Annotated in this window: 10 protein-coding genes; 2 read left to right on the top strand and 8 right to left on the bottom strand. The window is 45.2% G+C overall.

Features of this window, described 5'->3' with window-relative positions:
- Positions 1-77: 77 nt before the first annotated feature.
- Complete coding sequence (locus J5069_RS07390) at positions 78-302, bottom strand: DinI-like family protein (RefSeq protein WP_264643209.1); 225 nt, start codon at positions 300-302, stop codon at positions 78-80.
- Positions 303-737: 435 nt separating this feature from the next.
- Here J5069_RS07390 and J5069_RS07385 point away from each other — a divergent pair, with 435 nt between their 5' ends.
- Positions 738-1997 carry a tyrosine-type recombinase/integrase gene (locus J5069_RS07385; protein WP_264643208.1) on the top strand — a complete coding sequence of 420 codons (1260 nt, stop codon included), beginning with the start codon at positions 738-740 and terminating at the stop codon, positions 1995-1997.
- 198 nt (positions 1998-2195) lie between these two features.
- Positions 2196-2837, top strand: a complete 642-nt coding sequence (locus tag J5069_RS07380) for a hypothetical protein (RefSeq protein WP_264643207.1) — start codon at positions 2196-2198, stop codon at positions 2835-2837.
- A 240-nt stretch (positions 2838-3077) separates the two neighbouring features.
- On the opposite strand, the gene J5069_RS07375 is transcribed toward J5069_RS07380, so the two are convergent.
- The 7 genes from J5069_RS07375 to J5069_RS07345 all read right to left on the bottom strand — a co-directional run bounded on the left by J5069_RS07375 (position 3078) and on the right by J5069_RS07345 (position 18483).
- Positions 3078-5942 carry a DEAD/DEAH box helicase gene (locus J5069_RS07375; RefSeq protein WP_264643206.1) on the bottom strand — a complete coding sequence of 955 codons (2865 nt, stop codon included), beginning with the start codon at positions 5940-5942 and terminating at the stop codon, positions 3078-3080.
- Positions 5939-7558 carry a site-specific DNA-methyltransferase gene (locus J5069_RS07370; RefSeq protein WP_264643205.1) on the bottom strand — a complete coding sequence of 540 codons (1620 nt, stop codon included), beginning with the start codon at positions 7556-7558 and terminating at the stop codon, positions 5939-5941. Before J5069_RS07370 ends, J5069_RS07375 begins: the two co-directional genes overlap by 4 nt.
- 9 nt (positions 7559-7567) lie before the next feature.
- Entirely contained in the window at positions 7568-9955 is a 2388-nt protein-coding gene (locus J5069_RS07365; RefSeq protein WP_264643204.1) for a S8 family peptidase, read from the bottom strand.
- A 9-nt stretch (positions 9956-9964) separates the two neighbouring features.
- Positions 9965-10945 (bottom strand): AAA family ATPase, encoded by a 981-nt coding sequence (locus tag J5069_RS07360; protein WP_264643203.1) that lies wholly within the window; start codon positions 10943-10945, stop codon positions 9965-9967.
- A gap of 25 nt (positions 10946-10970) precedes the next feature.
- Entirely contained in the window at positions 10971-13820 is a 2850-nt protein-coding gene (locus tag J5069_RS07355) for an SNF2-related protein (RefSeq protein WP_264643202.1), read from the bottom strand.
- Between the two features lie 405 nt (positions 13821-14225).
- On the bottom strand, positions 14226-15140 hold the full coding sequence (locus tag J5069_RS07350; protein ID WP_264643201.1) for a hypothetical protein: 915 nt from the start codon (positions 15138-15140) through the stop codon (positions 14226-14228).
- Positions 15141-15192: 52 nt separating this feature from the next.
- Positions 15193-18483 (bottom strand): ATP-binding protein, encoded by a 3291-nt coding sequence (locus J5069_RS07345; protein WP_319801670.1) that lies wholly within the window; start codon positions 18481-18483, stop codon positions 15193-15195.
- Positions 18484-18571: the final 88 nt, after the last annotated feature.

The following is an 18571-nucleotide window of genomic DNA, read 5'->3' as shown; positions in this document are numbered from 1 at the left end:
CGTAGAACCACAAACGCAGGAATCTGCCCCTGGCGCATGTTGAATGCGTCAAACATAGCACCTCGCGGCTCAAAAATTCAACAAAACCAGTCGTCCGCAGATTCCCACGTCTCCTGTAGCATTGCGCTAACCTCGTCTTTGTCCCCACCGAATACCGTCAAACCGTCACTCCCCGCCCGACGAACCGTTAACTTGCAATCTGGGTACCGCGCTGCCAGGCGGCGGCCAAACTCTTTTTGCAGGGCTTCAGTGGCACCGTTCGGTAACTTCTTCAATTTGTCGATCGTGACTTCAACTTTCATGATGAGACCTCCTATTAACTGGTTTTATATACAGTAATGTGATGAGGCTTGGAGGTCAAATAAGTTCGTAACTACGACAGATTGTTAACTGTAACTTACTGAATGCGCTAGTGATAAATTTGACCGTATATTATGAATAAATTATGTATCTTTTTGTTTTATATGAGAATAGCGCATGATTTAAAATCCCTCGGCGTACGCGCTGTGTGGGTTCAAGTCCCGCCCCGGGCACCATCACCACATCAATGGACGTCAACAGACGTCTATTTTTTTGTCTAAAATCCACGGTTTCACTGGCTTTCCTTCATTCTTTACTCTCCCGACGTCAACACAATTCAACCTACATCAACTTGCTTATACGGGTACAATTGCGGGTATACTGCGGTATGGTAAATCCTTGTACCCTCAATAACGCTTTATTGAAGGAAAGTCACTATGGCACTCACGGACATCAAGGTACGTTCAGCAAAACCGGAAGAGAAAGCCTATAAACTCACCGACGGCAACGGTATGTTTCTTCTGGTCCATCCCAATGGATCAAAATACTGGCGTTTACGCTATCGTTCAGATGGTAAAGAAAATACGCTGGCATTAGGTGTCTACCCCGAGGTTTCACTCTCTGAAGCACGTCAGAAACGCGATGAGGCGCGAAAACTGATTGCTGCTGGCGTTGATCCCAACGAGCACAAAAAGGCAGTCAAAACTCAACAACAGGATGATGCGCAAACTTTCGAAGTTGTGGCTCGTGCCTGGCATGCAGATAACAAGAAATGGTCTGGCTCACATGCAGAACGCATCCTGAAAAGTCTAAGCGACAATATTTTCCCCGCCATCGGTGGCACACATATCGCAGCGCTGAAAACACGCGATCTACTGGCACCGATCAAAAGTGTTGAACGTTCAGGACGCTTGGAAGTCGCTAAGCGACTAAAACAACGCGTGACTGCCATCATGACCTATGCCGTACAAAACGGCCTGATCGACTATAACCCGGCACAGGATATGGCAGGGGCGATTATGCCCGGCAAAGTCGAACATCGCCCAGCGTTGGAACTCGAACGCTTGCCTGAACTACTTGGCCGTATAGATGGCTATAAAGGTCGTGAGTTTACCCAGTGGGTTATTAATCTATCCCTGCTGATTTTTATCCGTTCCAGTGAACTGCGTTTTGCCCGTTGGCCGGAAATCGATTTTGAACGTGCTTTGTGGACGATTCCCTCTGAGCGAGAACCTATCCCTGGTGTGAAATTCTCTGAACGTGGTTCAAAAATGCATACACCACACCTTGTTCCACTAAGCCGTCAGGCTGTGGAGATCCTTAAAAAGATTCGAGAGGTAAGTGGGCATTGCGAGTTGGTTTTCATTGGCGATCATTCGTCGCGAAAACCCGTTAGTGAAGGTACGGTCAACAAAGCGCTACAAACCATGGGCTACGACACTAAAACGGAAGTGTGCGGTCACGGTTTTCGTACCATGGCCTGTAGTTCACTGATTGAGTCGGGGTTGTGGTCTAGGGATGCGGTGGAACGACAGATGAGCCATCAGGAGCGCAATGGTGTGCGTGCAGCGTACATTCATAAGGCGGAGCATTTGGATGAGCGCAAACTGATGCTGCAATGGTGGGCGGATTTTCTCGATGCAAATCGGGAGAGGGCGGTGAGTCCGTTTGATTTTGGGAAGTTGACGGTGGGCTAGTGTATAGGCCGATGGGCAGACTGTAATTCTGGTTGGAGCGAGTTGCAGTTTTCTTCTGAGTATAAGGGAGCTGCTTCTGGGGTAAACGTGCATATCATCGATGCTTACAACATTAGATTCTAATTTAGAATCTAATGTTGATCCTGCTGTTTGTCGAGCGTAGGATAAAGCTTTGAACAGATAAACAGGGGATTAAGAATGGCTAATTTTATTGATGCTTTAAAAGCTAGTCTGCAAGCAGAGGACAGCAGCACTGTTGCTGTGACAGTGCGTATCAGCCAGATAGAAAATGACACCCTCCAGCGGATTGCTGAGTATGTAGGGACTTCTCGCCAAGAGGTTATTCACCAACTTATTAAGTTACATGCGATCCCTGATTGGAAGAGGTTACAAGAGTCGGATATAAGTGAGTTTGATGGTTCTGAAAACGGCTTGGATCAGGGCAGTAGGAAACAATATTTTATTTTGAATACTAACAAGTCTAACAGTGAAAGCGATCATGATTTCATGATGGGAAAAGGCATAGCTGCTGCTTTTGAGGATGACTATATCGGTAAGATTAACCGGATTCGAAAGGGGGATGTTGTTTTTTTGTATGAATCCCGAAAAGGTATTGTCGGCTACGGCGTGGCGACGGGTGAATGCATTGATGAACAAGAACCTGAAAAATACGACCATGGTAGTATGCGTTATCAGCTTCTGAACGATTATCACCGCCTGACTTCTGCTGTACCAGCCCATGAGGTTAAGCGCATTATGAAACGTGCTGTTCCCTTTGCGCAGACATTGGCGATAGTAGTAGGTGGTGATGCTTTACTCCAAGCTATTCAAAAAAAATAGCAATTCCACATCAGGCCCCAGAACATAGATATCCAGCATTACTGGATATCTATGTTCTGGGGTTATTAAAAGTAGATATTCAGTACCTTTTTTTAAACGTTAGTTCCGCTGGTTAGTAAACTAAATTTATGTATATAAATTTAGATGTTAATTGCGATATTTTCATCCGTAAATAAATATACCCAAAAGATATTTTAGATAACTTTTGGGTAATTATTTAGATAAGCGTAAATTATAATTTTATTGACTATTTGCCATGATGAAATCTGATAGTAAACCAGATACTGAACGACTAAGTTCTATTTCATCATGAGGAATTATTGCATACTGCCAATTTTTTCCACCACGATTTTCAGCGTTCTGATTAGCGAACTCACACCACCGGATAGCCGCTCGTGTTTTAGCCCTGACTTCTGGTGTGTCGATTTCTGTCGCTTTTTTCGGTTCGATTAGGCAATAGCCATTGTCCATTTCGACAACAAAATCAGGTTCATAGTTTTTACCATTAGCATATTCGATGCGGAACTGGCCTGGACGAGGTTTCATCCAACGAATCACTAAAGGATCATTCTCAAGTATTTGTGCGAGACGAAGTTCCCCATCTACAGAGTCAAATTTTTGATAAGGGTAACAGCATTTAGTAAAACCAGTGAAAATCATCTGGCGGACTTTATTTTTCTCTCCTGCGGGAATCGCGACACGGAAATCCCTCGGTTTCTCATTACCAGCAAAATTGAACGTGGCTGGATGTATTACATCAAAACCCTGAGTTATGCGACCGGTATAACCCGTTGGCGTTGTCCACATATTTTGTTTGATTTGCACCCATATAAATTCTGCCAGCTGCCGACCCGCATTTTTCAGAACAGATTCTGCATCTTCCTGCGGCTGATAACTGCACAAATGGTTCACCATCTGTTCGGCCAGTTTGTAGAGCATGTCGGCATGTTCGTCGTAATCAATTTCATCGTGGTCGAGCAGATAGCGAATGAGATAGTTTTCGAGTCGTTCTTCCTCTTCTCCACCTTCCTGCCAACTGATTGTCCGCTGTTCGTTATTTTCAAGATGCGTGAGTAAGAGCTCTTTACTACCGGGTTTGAGCGCAATGTGATCCAACCTTGAAAGGTTGAAATCATTAAACCCGTAATTGACTTCGCGTTCTGGTAAAACCACGATTCGGGGAATATCGATAGTATATTCCATCAGTTTTTCGGTAATCGTCCCTACCAAATCCTGAACTTCAGTGTCTTCCATTGATAAAAAACTCGGCTGCCCAACTTGTTCTTCAATCATCTCCGTCAGATCGAGTTGTTCCGAAGAGGATGAGATTTGATGTTGAGCCACTTCCCATTCACGTAAGGCTTGTTGAACCCGCCGAGTTACGTTTGCTTTAACCTCTGGTGTGCTGAGTTGCTGACTACTGGTTAACCGTTTAGCTTCTTCTGACACCACTTTAAACGTGAGTTCGGCCACTTTACGTTCTGTTTCTGTAGTGAGCACCGGTTTTGATATGGAATTCGTCTGATATATTGCTTTAGGTTCACAAGCATGCAAACCACTGTTATCAATGACTTGATTTCCCAACAGAAATTCGGCCATTGATGGTACGACAATTTGCTGAGATTTTACTTCTGGAATACCGTTTTCATCATCATCTAATCCAATATAAAGAACTTTCTTGATAATCGAGTCATCATTATTGGCGCGATCGATAATCTCCTGAAAACGGTCATGGGCAATAATCGTCAGGCGATCGACAGCTTCGACGCCAGTTCTTTTGCCGTACGGTAGGCGTAGCCCTCGGCCTATGGTCTGTTCGGTAAGGATTTCAGAAGCAGAAGCGCGTAATGGAACGATAGTGTACAGATTGGTAACGTCCCATCCTTCTTTTAACTTATTGACATGAATAACAATTTCAGTGTCTTTGTCATGCTCAACGGCCAAAAGCCGCTGCATAGTTTCTTCTGATTCTTCACCCGTTTGGTTCGAGTGAACGGTGATTACTTTGCCTTTGTATGCGCCATTGAAGAAATCGTCGTGTTCAATGCGTACTTTTAGCCTGTCTGCATGATCGGTATCCTGCGCAACGACTAACATAAAAGGTTTAACCAGTTTACTGCCAGTATTATTGGCGAAGCTGGTCAGTTCCGTTTTCACGTATTCATGGTGGTGAATACCGTCTTCCAGCTTTATTTTTTCTAGCTGTTCTTCGGAGTAATTTGCGACACGAAAGTCTTTGCGCGTTGCAACAGCTGGAATTTTGACGTATCCGTCTTTTAATGCTTGTGAAAGGGGATAGTGATAAATGATATTTTTAAAATCACGCGGGTTTGCACCCACCGTTTTGGGCGTGGCGGTTAATTCAATACCTAGTATTGGATTCAGGTCATTAAGCGCCTGAGCGCCCGCACTGGCATAGTAGCGATGAGCTTCATCCATCAAAACGACTAAATCCGGCAGGTTCGCCAGATAGCTGAAATAAGATTCACCTACATACTCTTGGATGCGTCGGATTTTAGCGACTTTGGATTTAGCAGCCCCTTTGGCGTTATCCAGTGCGTTGATTTTTGAGATGTTGAAGATATTAATATGCGGAGCAGTTTCGCTGCCAAAAAGATCACCTGTTTTGCTTTCGGCTACCGCATAATCCAGACGGACACCTCGCCCTTCCTGATAGTCATCACCGGTGATTAGTACCGGTGGCGTTTGTGCCAGTTCAGGAATGCCCTGAAAGACATATTTTGGTGAACCGGGTAAAAAATCCATCTTGAGTTTTTCATAGATGGTCAGATTTGGAGCCAGCACGAAGAAGTGGCGGCTGCGTCCGGTTAAGTATAACCAAGCAATCATCGCCCCCATTAAGCGCGTTTTGCCTACACCTGTAGCCAGCGCAAAGCAGAGCGAAGGAAAGGCACGTTCAAACCCTTTTACTGTGGGATACTGCTGACGCAGCAATTCAATCCAGCGATTAAGATCAGGATCTTTGCTGAGCCCCATCTGATCCAATACATCACACAAAATACGTAAGGATTCTTCCTGCGGATCACGCAGTGACAGCCTGGCACTAATTCGATTGGCAATTTTAACGGCGTTATTCTGGCTCATAGTTGTTCTTCGCCTTCTGTCTCTTCGTCGTAGTCAATATCGTTAGGCTGCCCTGAATCAGAAAGAATGTTTAGCGTAAAGCTGTAGTCGTCCTGATCCCATTCGCATTTGCTTAGAATGGCACGTGGAATTTTTACCAGCGTCAGGTTAGGGAATTCTGCACCTTCGGTCATGAAGGCTTTGCAGCAGATCAACAATGTACGTTCAGTTCCCACCTCTTCACTTAGAACTTTGAGTTGTTCATACGCCAAAGAACCGGTAGTGATGTAGATGTAATCAGTTTCGGTACTGTAACCGTGATTCCAGTATTGAGTCTGACTTGGTGCGTAGATAAAATTCATATGCTTACACATGGCTTCTGCCAGCATTTCGGCATTATATTCCTTATTTATCACCCAGTTGCCCCAGTTATCTTTTTTCAGTAATGAAGGGGCTAAATGGAAGTAGCGGAATCCGCCACCACCTTGCCAGTTAACAGATTTAGAAATACCGCCCAGATCTTCTCCACTAATTACTTTTTTAAGGCGAGGTACAATATGGGTATTACAGTGTTCGCCTAGCTCAACCATGATCCATCGGCGATCCATTTTGTGAGCGACTGCACCAGTTGTCCCGGATCCTGCGAAGGAGTCGAGGACAAGATCCCCTTTATTTGTAGCGATTGTAAGTACTATCTGTAATAGCCGTTCTGGTTTCGGTGTTGTAAATGGATCGTTGCCAAACAGAGCCAACATTTCTTTCATTGCTTCTTGAGTGTGCCCTGCCAGAGTATGCTTCCATAGTGACATTGGCATCATGCCCTGATTGACATCAGAAAAAAAATTCTTAAGTGCAGGAACTTTATTCTTACCGCTTTTTCCCCACCATAATCTATTTTCCTTCACATGCTGAGCATTCACTTCTTTTGACATTGCCCAGACTCGAGTTTTATTAGGCCAGACCTCTTCACCAGTGTTGGGGTTTATTATTGGATAATAAAGATTTGGGCGTTCGTCAGCTGAGTATCTACATGTATAGTCCATTGCTTTCCATGGACCTCTCAGATCATTATCTGGATTCTTGTATCGACCTGTTTGATCCTCCGTCATAGGCAAGTAATTTCTTTGGAAATTGTTTGATTTACTATAACAAAGAATATGGTCATGCACGTAACCAAACCCTTTTGTGTCGGGTGGTGGCGAATATCTTTTTTCCCAAGCAATATCACATTGAAAGTTATTTCTTCCGAATATTTCGTCGCATACAATTTTCAGGTAATGCGCTTCATTGTCATCTATTGTGATCCAAATTGAACCATCTTCAGATAGTAATGTGCGCAATATTTCCAGCCGATCTCTGATCAGACATAGCCATACAGAATGTTCTAATCCATCCTCATAATACTTAAATGCACTTCCTGTATTGTACGGTGGGTCGATAAAGATACACTTTACTTTCCCCGCGTACTTCTGCTCCAGCGCTTTCAATGCCAACAGGTTATCACCATGAATCAGCAGGTTCTCACTATCCACGTCACCATAAGACAGCGCTTTGTCTTCAAGTAGAATACGCGGTTCCAGACGAGGACGCTTATGTTTACCAATCCAGTTAAGTTCTAATTTTTGCTTTGTTGACATAATCTGTTTTTATCCAATACGTGCTCGCGCGAGTTCCTGTTCACGGATCTGCGCCTGAATTTGTGTATAAAGCTGTGCCTGTTCATTATCGCGATCGGTCGCGGTCACGACCAGTGCGTAAGGCTCTTGCTCGCTGCTGAATGCTTCGCCCCAATCTCTGTCTTGACGGGTTACAACGATAAACCATTTTTCATCCGGGTTACGTTGGCGGAAAGTCCATACCGACGATTGTACCGTACCGCGTTCACGCTGTTGAGATGATATATCACGATTACCCGTTGCATCATCGGAGCGGGTTTCCGTTTCACTTTGCGTCTGGTGATTAAAACTTTCCTGCACCTCATCGAGCGAACGGCCTTTAACCAATCGGAAACTGATTCGCGTGGCAGTGTAGTCCAGCCGGGTTGTACGCACAGCGGGTGAATAAGCCAGCGTAGCGCGAATCTCACGAGTAGCCCGCTGCGGTCTTAAAAAAGAAGCAGGGAAGGGCAACTCAAAAAATTGATGGGCGTTATTTTCAATTTGCTCTTCACATCGCATGACCACCACATATTCTGAAGAGCGGTATAACGCATCCTCGTCAATAATGCCGTAACCCGCTACATCACGCGCTATCTCCCGATTCCTCGTAGCAGAGGTGTTTTTATAACTTTCTCGCATTGCCAGCGGGAAAGCCTCCGTCATCGCCTGAGGGACCGATGCATGGTTAACCAGCATTGCACGTAACATATTTGCGGACATATCCGGGTATTCATTTAACAGGCGTCCTGCCAGATGCGTAATATACGGTGCGGCGAAGCTGGTACCACTTAGCTCTTTAAACAGGGTTGTGCCCTGAAGCTGGTGATGGCAACTTAATACTCCCAAACCACGCATATGCGCCTGCCATTGCCCTTGCCGCACATTGGAAGCGACACTGCCACCATGTGCCACGATGTCGGGTTTAAACGCCCCTTTCACCGATGGACCATGTCGGGTAAAAGGTGACGGTTGGTTTTCTGTTGCCGGGCAGAGGTGTTGAATATCCTCAGGCCTCCGTTGTGCATCTTGCGTAGCGTTATGTCTGGCGATACTTCCCACGGTCAGTACATTGAGTGCAGGTGCTGGATCGATGATAACGCTTGCCTCATGCAATAGGTAATCAGGATACTCATCCCGCCAGCTGTTTTGCGGCACCGGCGGTTCATCACTACCTGCAAAATTCCCTGCAGAAACAACAAAGAGTACATTATATTGCCTGGACAACGTATCCAATAAATACGCTATACCGCGAATATGTTTGCCATCGTAGGGAGCATTAGCGTTTCCCAATGACAGGTTGAAAATGCGGCAGCCGAGATCTGCAAAGTATGCAACAGCGGATGCAAGCGTAGTTTCAATAGTTTCAGCATTGAATTCGGCCTGCTCGTTCAGGACTTTTCCATTATACAGCCATAGCTGTGGCTGCCAGAAGTTGCTTTGGTTACAAGCCTCGACATCGCCATACAATGCAATACTGGCAACGGCAGTGCCGTGCCCCTGTTCATCGAACGCATCCTGACTGGGAATAAAGCTGGCGCTTTCAGCAATGGCAACACTCAACAACGGATGGTTGGTATTAATACCGCTATCCAGAATACATATCCTGGTCGCATTTTCCGCAGGCGAGCTCAGACGAGCTGGAAGTGTATTGATGTCCCGGTTAATTTGTTGATAGCTAATGCCACTAGACGGTGGCAAATCAATAAATCTGACGTCCCGATGAACTAACAGGTGTTCTGCTTGCGCGAGTGAAACCTCTACCCGGTACATTAACAGGCTGTCCAGATTGACTTTATCCTGCCTGGAAATACCCTGCTCCTGTAACCAGTGCTCAAAACGTGTATACATATCGATACGTTTGGGGTGATGCGCAACTTCGATGGGCCAGAGCTCCACATCCAGTTTAAAGCGTTCCACTACAGGAAATCCATAACGCCGGAGCGCCCAGCTTTTGCGATCTTCCGCCGACCAGCCCTCAATACCGTCAAGCGCCTCCAGAATCTGTTTGTAGGTTAGTTCTGTATTACCTAGACCGAGGGATGCCAGATGTTCTGCAAATGTAGCAAGCCCTTGCTCGTCACTAAAGACTACGCATACTTGTTTATTTTCCTGACTGATAAACTCTACGCCATGGTGTATCAATGCCGAAAAATTCATCGTGCCGCTGTAGTTCAGTTTGAGTATATATCGACCATCATCGGCGCTGCCTGGTACCTGCGTCAGCATCGGACGCAGAGTCTGGAGCTGGTTCAATAACATTTGCCCATGCTGGCGTAAATCGCCTCTGCGAATACGAGGCATATTGACTCTGTGGGTCCGTCGGTCATTCTGAAGAGGCGCTTTGGAAATTTTTAGATGCTGATAATTCGCCGTCATGGCAGTCCCTTATCGGTGAGTTCTGGCGTTCTCTCGCTGCATCGCATTTTTTAAATCTTTCAGCGTCAAGAATTCCTGATGACGGAGGATCATGTGTTTAGTGGCCCGGCGAACAATACGTTCGATATCTGCACCACTTTTACCATGAAGCAAGGATAACAACTCATTATCGTCCAGTTCAAACTGGCGGCGAATGCCACGAAGCTTTAACGCCAGCAACTCGCGTAGCTGCGTCTGATCTGGCAGAGGAAATTCAATAACCTCATCGAAACGACGCCAGATGGCGTTGTCCAGAATATGTTCATGGTTAGTGGCCGCCAGAATCAGACTTTTGCCCTGATAAGCATCCATCATTTGCAGTACAGCATTGACGACTCGGCGTAATTCGCCGTGTTCTCCGCTGTCACCGCGTTCTTTACCTATTGCATCAAATTCATCGAACAAGACCACCAGCGGATGTTGGGCAATGAAATCAAAAATTTTACGCAGATTGGCGGCTGTTTCACCCAGAAACGAGGATACCAGTACATCAAGGCGGACAATTGCCAACGGCATGTCCAGCTCAAAGGCAATGACCTCCGCCGCCAGCGTTTTACCGCAGCCAGGTGGCCCGAAAAACATGATCTTACTGGCTGCTTTCATCCCATAGCTATGCAATACATCGCTACGCCGGTGCTCCTCAAGGAGCTCATCAATCACTGTAGCGCTGGTAGCTGGAAGGATCATTTCATCGAGGCTGCGCTGCGGCTGCCTTAGATCCAACAGTGGCAGCCCCCTTTCTTTATCTACTGGTGCCGGAGGCAACGTAGGTGAACGCGAAGCCTGAACAATATGATCGCCATAAAGAATATGCTCCAGATCGTTAGCCAAAAGATGGTGCTGTTTCTGACGTTCCTCATCAATAATGGCTTCTGAAACGCGACGGAACGTAGCGATATCGCCTGTCGCGCCCGCTTTTATCAGCTGTCTTAATACTTTACCGTTAGCCATTATTGACTCCTGAAACAACAACACTTCATGCGGAAGGTGAATTCAACGTCCAGCTCACCGCAAATAATTGGCTGGATGTTATCTCTGTCGCCAGCTTTTGTTCAACCTCTTCCAGCAGGCGGTCTTCTTCCTGCTCAATTTTTTTCTTTTCATCATGATACTGCAACATGATGTTGTCCCTCTCGCGTTCTAGTGCCTTTAGCGAGCGTTTCGCTTCCATTTTCTCTTTCAGCGAAGGTAGTTGGCGGGCGGTTTTACGCGCTTCTTTAATTTCCGCATCTAACTGTTTGATACGGAGGTCCAGCGCGATGCGACGATCTTCTGACCAGCGTTCAAGTTTTTCTACTTCTTCATTGTAATAAAGTTCGTTATCACGTTCGACCTGCTGGATAAAAGAATTCCGTAAAACCTCACATTGTGCCGTTAAAGTGGGTAAGAAAGGCTGTTCTTCGATAGATGTTATCTCTGACAACGGTAAGCGAAGCAGGCGGGATACGGTTTCTTCTGCCACTACCTCACCATTTTCCGTTACGGCAGCGACAAGTAGCTGCTCTCGCTGTTGTTCTTGGTTCCCGATGCTGATTTTTGTCAGCAACAACTGCCCCGATTGTTGGCAAAGTAGTTTTACATCAGCCAATTGTCCGGCCCTGGGTTGGTAGATGAAATTGAGTCTCTGGCAAACCGGCAATGTGGGAAGCTTCTCCCCCGCATGCAGGGCAACATCAATCAGTTGTTTTCCGTATCCCTGATTGGGTCGGAAAAATTCTGCGTCTTTTTCATCTGCAATAGGCCAGCTAACGTCAAAATACTTTCCCGAGGAACGAAAACCAGTCTCAGAGCGTTGGAAATCGCTATTGTCACTCAGAAACATTTCCGCCAGTAGCAACAGATTTTCCTGGTAATCGTTTAACTGTGCGAGGGTCGTTGTGCGCCGAGTTTTCAGATTTCGGACGACATCAACATCGAAATGTTCAAATAATGAACGCCGGGTTTCATTCTCACGGTTTTCCAGTTGATCTTTGAGTTCATCTTGAAGCTGATTAAATTCTTGTTCTATTTGCTCGTCGGAGCGGCAGTGCTGGTAAATCTCATGGATACGCCGTTCAATATCAACGCCCGATTCAATCGAGCCCAGGATATCATCGGATGCGCCAAATACGCCTTCAAAAAGCTGGAACTTCTGGCTCAATAATTCAAATACACGCTGATCGGCCCGGTTGCCTTTATTAATGAAATTGACCACTACAACATCGTGTTTTTGTCCGTAACGGTGAACGCGTCCGATTCGTTGCTCCACGCGTTGCGGATTCCACGGTAAATCATAATTGATTAACAGCGAACAGAACTGTAGGTTGATGCCTTCGGCACCAGCCTCGGTACAAATCATCAGAGTGCCTTCATCTCTAAATTTTTCTACCAGCGCTGCCTTCATATCCGCCGTGCGAGAACCGGAAACACGGCCAGAGTTCTGATGTTTCTCCAGCCAGTCGCTATAAATTTTTTTCGACGCCACATCATTATTGCTACCGTTGAGCAGTACTACTTCTCCCTCATAGCCATTGTTCGACAGCAGTTGCGCCAACCAAGTTTGAGTGCGCACGGACTCGGTAAAGATTACCGCTTTACGCAACCCACCCAGTTCCACTGTAAATGTAAAGGCTCGATTAAGAACGCTTAACAGAGCCTCAGCCTTGGCATTTTTAGTGATAGATTCCGCTAATGTTTTATAACTTTTTAGTTGATCAATTTCTGCCTGTAATGCCCTGGGATCGACGGTATCTTCATCATCTATACCTTCTTCATCACTGTAATCATCGAAATTCTCATAATCTGTAAGCGCGTCCAGTACCGGCATTTTATTTTCAAGGCGATGGATCATTGTCTCTAGCGTTCCCTGAATAGCCGTGGACGATGATGCCAGAATTTTACGAATCACTAATGTAACCAGATGGCGAGCGCCACTTTTGATCGCCAACAGGTCGTCCCGCTGCAAATAAGAGGAAACCTGTTTATAGAGTGCTTCTTCATCCTCCGTCGGGCGAAAGTCTTCGGTTATAGAATGACGGCGGGTAAAACTGATACCACCTTCTTGCTGGACCTGTCGGCGGAGCGTACGATTACAAATCTTATTCAGACGAACCCTTAATAATGCTAGCTCTGCATCGTCAATATTCTGCCGGGAATAACGGGCCTTAAACGAGGCCAGATCGCCAAAGAAATGAGGGTCAACCACGGAAACCAGGCCGTAAAGCTCTAGAATGCTGTTCTGTAGCGGCGTAGCGGAAAGCAGTATTTTTTTCCTGCCAGACAGTGCGCTACTGAGTTTTTTGGCCGTTTTAGCGCCATCACTCTTATAGATATTGCGCAGTTTATGGGCTTCATCCATGACGACCAGATCCCACGGAATACGTGCCAGCTCATGTTCTTTACGGGCTGCGAACTCATATGAACAAATACAGATCGCCGCTTTACCGGTTGCATTTTCGATATCAAAGGGATTACTGCACCCCTCTTTTATCATTTGATTGAAGCTCTTGGCTTCAATAATTTGTGAAGGTAGTGAGAATTTCTCTTCCAACTCCTGGCTCCACTGCTTGCGCAACGTCGCTGGAGCAATCAGCAGCAGTTTACGGCGTTGTTCAGCCCACCTTTGTGCCAGAATCAGACTGGCCTCAATAGTTTTACCTAGCCCAACTTCATCGGCCAAGATAACACCGTTTGACAAGGGAGATGCTAGGGCAAACATTGCTGCTTCTACCTGATGGGGATTCATATCAACCCGCGCGCTGGCGATGGTTTGTGTAAGTGAGTCCTCGGCTTTGCCGCTTAACGTTAACCACTGTGCCAGATAGTGACGCTGATGATTTGAATACATTTTTTTACCATTCAGATAGGGCGGGATGAAGATAGGTATCTTATTTTACTTTCATGAGTACAAGAGTTCTAGCTATTGTATTGTTGAGTCGTAGCGATTCAGTGGCAACTGCTTCTGACATTGTGGCTCCTCTCAATCCATATTTGGATGCGCCAATCTATAGCAGCTCAGCGCCATGCCGTAAGCTCGAATTCCTATAACCTGATGCCCTCGAGCAGCGAGTAACTGGGGTGAGTAAGAATTAGCACGGCAAGTTATATTAACTCCTCGCTAAAAAATGCCCATCAGTAATTTTTCTCGAAATGACTCTTATCACACTACTTTTTTCGTTTTTCGACTCTCAGAGTGCATTGTTGTCAACAACTGATAATCTGAAATGATCTCGGGTATATCCTAATAAGTACATCAAGGTTTACCTTTACCCCAAAGGCGGTAATAAAGATACGTAAGGTCATCTAATTTAAAATTGATATAATTAGCATTGTTATCTTTAACCGGTGGGAGTTCGCTGAAAATGAATAAATAAAGTGGCTTTGATGGATTACTCATTGCTATTTTATCTAGAGCACCTCTGGATGTTCTTTGATAATCTGAGCGTTCAACGAGCCGAGCAGGAATGAAAAAAGTTGGTTTGCATTTTACATCACCAGATCTCATCTCGTTTGCAAAACGAACTAAATAATAATCATCTTTTTTATTTATCCACGCTTTTCCAAAATAAATCCTCGGTTCATCCGGATGTTCACTAAGGTCTTTTCTATCATCAACTCGAATAAAAAAATCTCTTAAATGAACTCTTCCTTCAGCTGTTTCTAGGAAGAAATTTTCTTTGGCAATAAAGGCATCCGCTAATCCAGACAAGCGTTTTCGGGAGCGTCGTTTTTGTTCATTTTCTTCATCTTCGTTTACTCCCATACGCTTTCCACGTTTTATTGAGCCTTCGTTATCCTCAGTTGATGGAAGGTCATGTGTAATGCGCTTATTGGGCGCAGACAAAACAAGTTCAACAACATCATCACGGATAAAGGGCAAGGCTTCGGGGTCATCTTTCGTGTGCTGTACTCGGCGAAATTCATCGTCAGTTTGTTCTTCCAGCGGGCATCCATGGGTATGTTCAGAGACAAATTTGAAATAGGGGTCACGCTTACGCAGCCTCTTAGGCCGATCAAGATTAGCGCATGTAACTTGGGCATGACAACTCGGTTCTGGACATTCAAAAAGGTGTTTGGATGTGACAAGGCCTTGCGTAAATAATTTATCGGCCTCTACTGCTGTCATGTCTCTTTTCAACTCCAAACTTTTTGCCAGCTCTAGCCTCATATGGCCTCCTGTTTAAAGAATATGTCCTTAGATATGAGATTTACTCAGTATCTTAGTATTCGGTTGGTAGTTGATTCGCCACATCCTGAAACCAAGGTAATCCATGCCATACGTTTGGATTACCAATTACAAAGATATTTTTTTTAGCACGAGTAAGGGCCACATTTAACAGATTTGGCTTACTTGCGGCCCATTTAGCACCACCGTCACTATTCTCGTCGCAGCCTAGGACAAAAATAACAATATCGTTTTCCTTACCCTGAAATGTATGGACAGTACCGATACATTTACTCTTCCAATCATTGATTTCTTGCTGCTTTATCAGAGGAGTATGCTGTCTCCAAACGTTTATACTCCGCTGTTCGACCAGTTGTAAAATACCCGTTTTAACTGCTTTGAATGGTGTAATGACATAGATAGAATTGAGCTGCACGTTCTCTGACAGCAAGCGATCTAAAAGAACAAGGAAATCATTCCCGTGGCTATCACGATACTGTTTTTCGCCTTGACCACCTGTAGAAGCCAGCCAGTGGTTGCGAATGACATTGTTTATCGATTGGCTAATAATTTTGTCAGTATCAAACCCATGGATCATCCTGTTATCGTAGGCCATCTTATTAGACAGACTGAACATCGGCTCAATACAGCGTCGATGTACCCATAAAGGAATACCTATCCATACAGACCTATTCATTACGCCTAACTCGCACCCCCATGAATTAACACGATCGGCAACTTGTTGTACTGAAAGCATGCCCGGATTCCAATCCTTAGCATGTTCCTGAAGTACATCTTGGCAAAGGCGTTCAACTAACGGTTGCGAAGTAGTGAAAACAGGTTCGATCTGTAATGGATCGCCAACCACCAAAACACGTTTAGCGCGCCAAATAGCACCAACTGCCTGCTGTGGTGGTGCTTGACCAGCTTCGTCGATCATCAACCAGCCGAGTTCTTCGTTTTTTACGCCATGGAACATGCGGCCAATTGAGGCAAAAGTGGTGGAAATGACGGGTACTATCATAAATAGTGTTTGCCACCAGAGTATGGGTGTTGTTTCTGTATGGGGAGATGCCAGAAAATCCTTAATACTACAAACTTTATTTCGAAAACGCTTGATTCCCAATGCTTCGTAAAGCCAGGCCTGATGCAGTTCCATTGCGGCAACAAATAATGCTGAACGTTGACGGTTTATCTGCTCGTTCTGCCAGAATGCTGTACGTTGCAAGCCTGCATCATCGATTGGCTGAGTATGGACTGGTAGCATGATATCGGGAAATTGTGCCTTCAATGAGAGCAACATTTCCTGATCGTTTTTCTGTTGCTGGGTCATATTGGCAATATCTTGCTCAATCCCTCGTTTTTGTTTCTCGCTGTCAGTACACCACTTGAGCTGTTCAGCTACTTTCTGGGCATACCCGGCCTGTATCCCTCGCTGCTTTAACAGTTCAAGTTGTATTGCGTGTAGCGAATTCTGGTAATCAATAGAGCGTTGGCGGTTTATTAAGCGTGTTAACCAGCCCGGTTTGTTACTTTCGAAGACTTTTTGCTGCTGTTCTAGGTATTGAACCTGTTTATCCGTCGCGTACTGCTGTGTTTCGGTGAGTGCTAACTCGCGTAGGCGTTCCTTATGACACCTTGTAATTTCAGCCAATGTCAGAGATAAGGTATCAAGAGTATCGTCAGGTTGTTTGTTGAGTAAAACGTCATAGGTAATGAGGTGTTGTTGTAAGATTTCAGTTTGTTTGACACAGTTAATGAACTGTTTTTTCGCTTCAGCAAAAGATATCGAAGCATGGTAATGCTTCCAGCGCCATAGGCTGAGAAAATCCTCGTTGTTAGGATGTGATATTTCAGACGGAGTATCGCGCTCAAAATGCTCATCAAAAAACAAACGCTGAGTGAATTTAGTTCGATTATCTTTTTTCCCGAGCACAGCGGAGATGATTCCCCAGCATTGATCTTCATCCTTAAGGGGGTGGAAAAGATGATGAAAATTTCCTTTTCGTGGTCCTTCTTTGATTTTTTTATGTTCATTTTTTTTGCGATACTTTGCCGCGATCTGGTTTGCCGTTGGCGCTAAATAGCTCAGCGAGCGAAATTCTTCGGCCAGAGATTTCTTTTGCGGTAACTCTTTCGATATATTTTCTACTGCCGCGTTATTCGAAGAGGCAACAACCATTTCAAAACCGGTGAGTGCGTGAACAATAAAACCTTCACTATTCAGAGTGTTATCAACGTCTTTAAAGCGAGATAGCTTCTTTGCTCTTTCAACCACATTATGTGCTATCAAGTCACGTAGCAGTGTTGTTTTCCCTGTCCCAGGAGGGCCGTTGACAGAAAGCAAGCCGCCATCAGCAAGCTCCTCTATTGCGGTGTTAATCGCAAACTGCTGCATTAATGACATGGCATGTTCAGGGGGGGAGGGCCAGCGACCATGAGGCATGTTCGCCGGTTGCAATTGATCAATGATCGAGGCAAGGCCATTTTGTGAGTACAAATCGGCACTGCGCTGCGCATTGCCTGAAAGGTAAGTTCTTAGTGCTTTACACTCATCATTTCGTTTTAGGGCCGCGATGGCGAGTTCAATGTCTTCAAAGAAGAAGCTGTTTAAGATTGGTAGTGCTAAGCTTTTATCACCTTCACTCACGTCTTCTTCCGCTTCATCCTCTTCTTCCTGCTGCAGCGCGTCGGAGATGTTACCTTTTCCCTCATACCAGTCGATTTGTAAAACGAATTCCCACTTGGGTTCAAAGTCTGCCCACGCAACCAAATGCGTCGTAAGTAACGTTAAAATATCATCAGCCCGTAATACTCCGGGGCCATGCTCACGGATTGGTTTTAATGTTGCGCCAAAGTTTCTAAGCGTACTAGCGAGTTGCTGGCACCCCGCAGCAAAAAACTCAGAATTAATTAATTGAAAGCGCTCTTTTTCCAAATGTCCGAGTGCCCATGGAAGCGAACTTATAGATAACTTATCCAGCACAGGTACACCTTCTGGGTCCAACTGGAGTTTAGCAAAACATGTGGTTCCTTCCTGAGCCAACCTTTGTTCTTGCTCTTCTGCATTATACTCGGTATCTGGCCCAAACACCTTCTGACTAATAGCGTTAGCTATTCCTTTCTCGAATAGTCCGATGTGGATGCAGTATGATGCCTTGGGGGGGATTTCATGCTGTTTACATAGCTCAGCACAAAGCCAAGGAAGTTGCGCATCTTTATTCTGGCTAAGCTTGTTAAACGATATTTGCAAACTATTCTTTCGTTCTTCCAGTGTATAGGGCTGGAAAAATTCTATACGCTGCCAAGCGCGGAGAACATCACTGCTGAGAGAAGTTTCGGCCATCATAGCTCTTTGATTTTTGTTAAAAATTATAGGTGTTTTGCTTTAGGTAACATACTTTTATAAGTGGTAATCTGAATACTACATCATA

This window comes from Candidatus Symbiopectobacterium sp. NZEC127, assembly GCF_025962675.1.
Lineage (GTDB): Bacteria > Pseudomonadota > Gammaproteobacteria > Enterobacterales > Enterobacteriaceae > Symbiopectobacterium.
The sequence above is the reverse complement of the archived record's forward strand: the minus strand, read 5'-3'. Positions and strand labels throughout refer to the sequence as shown.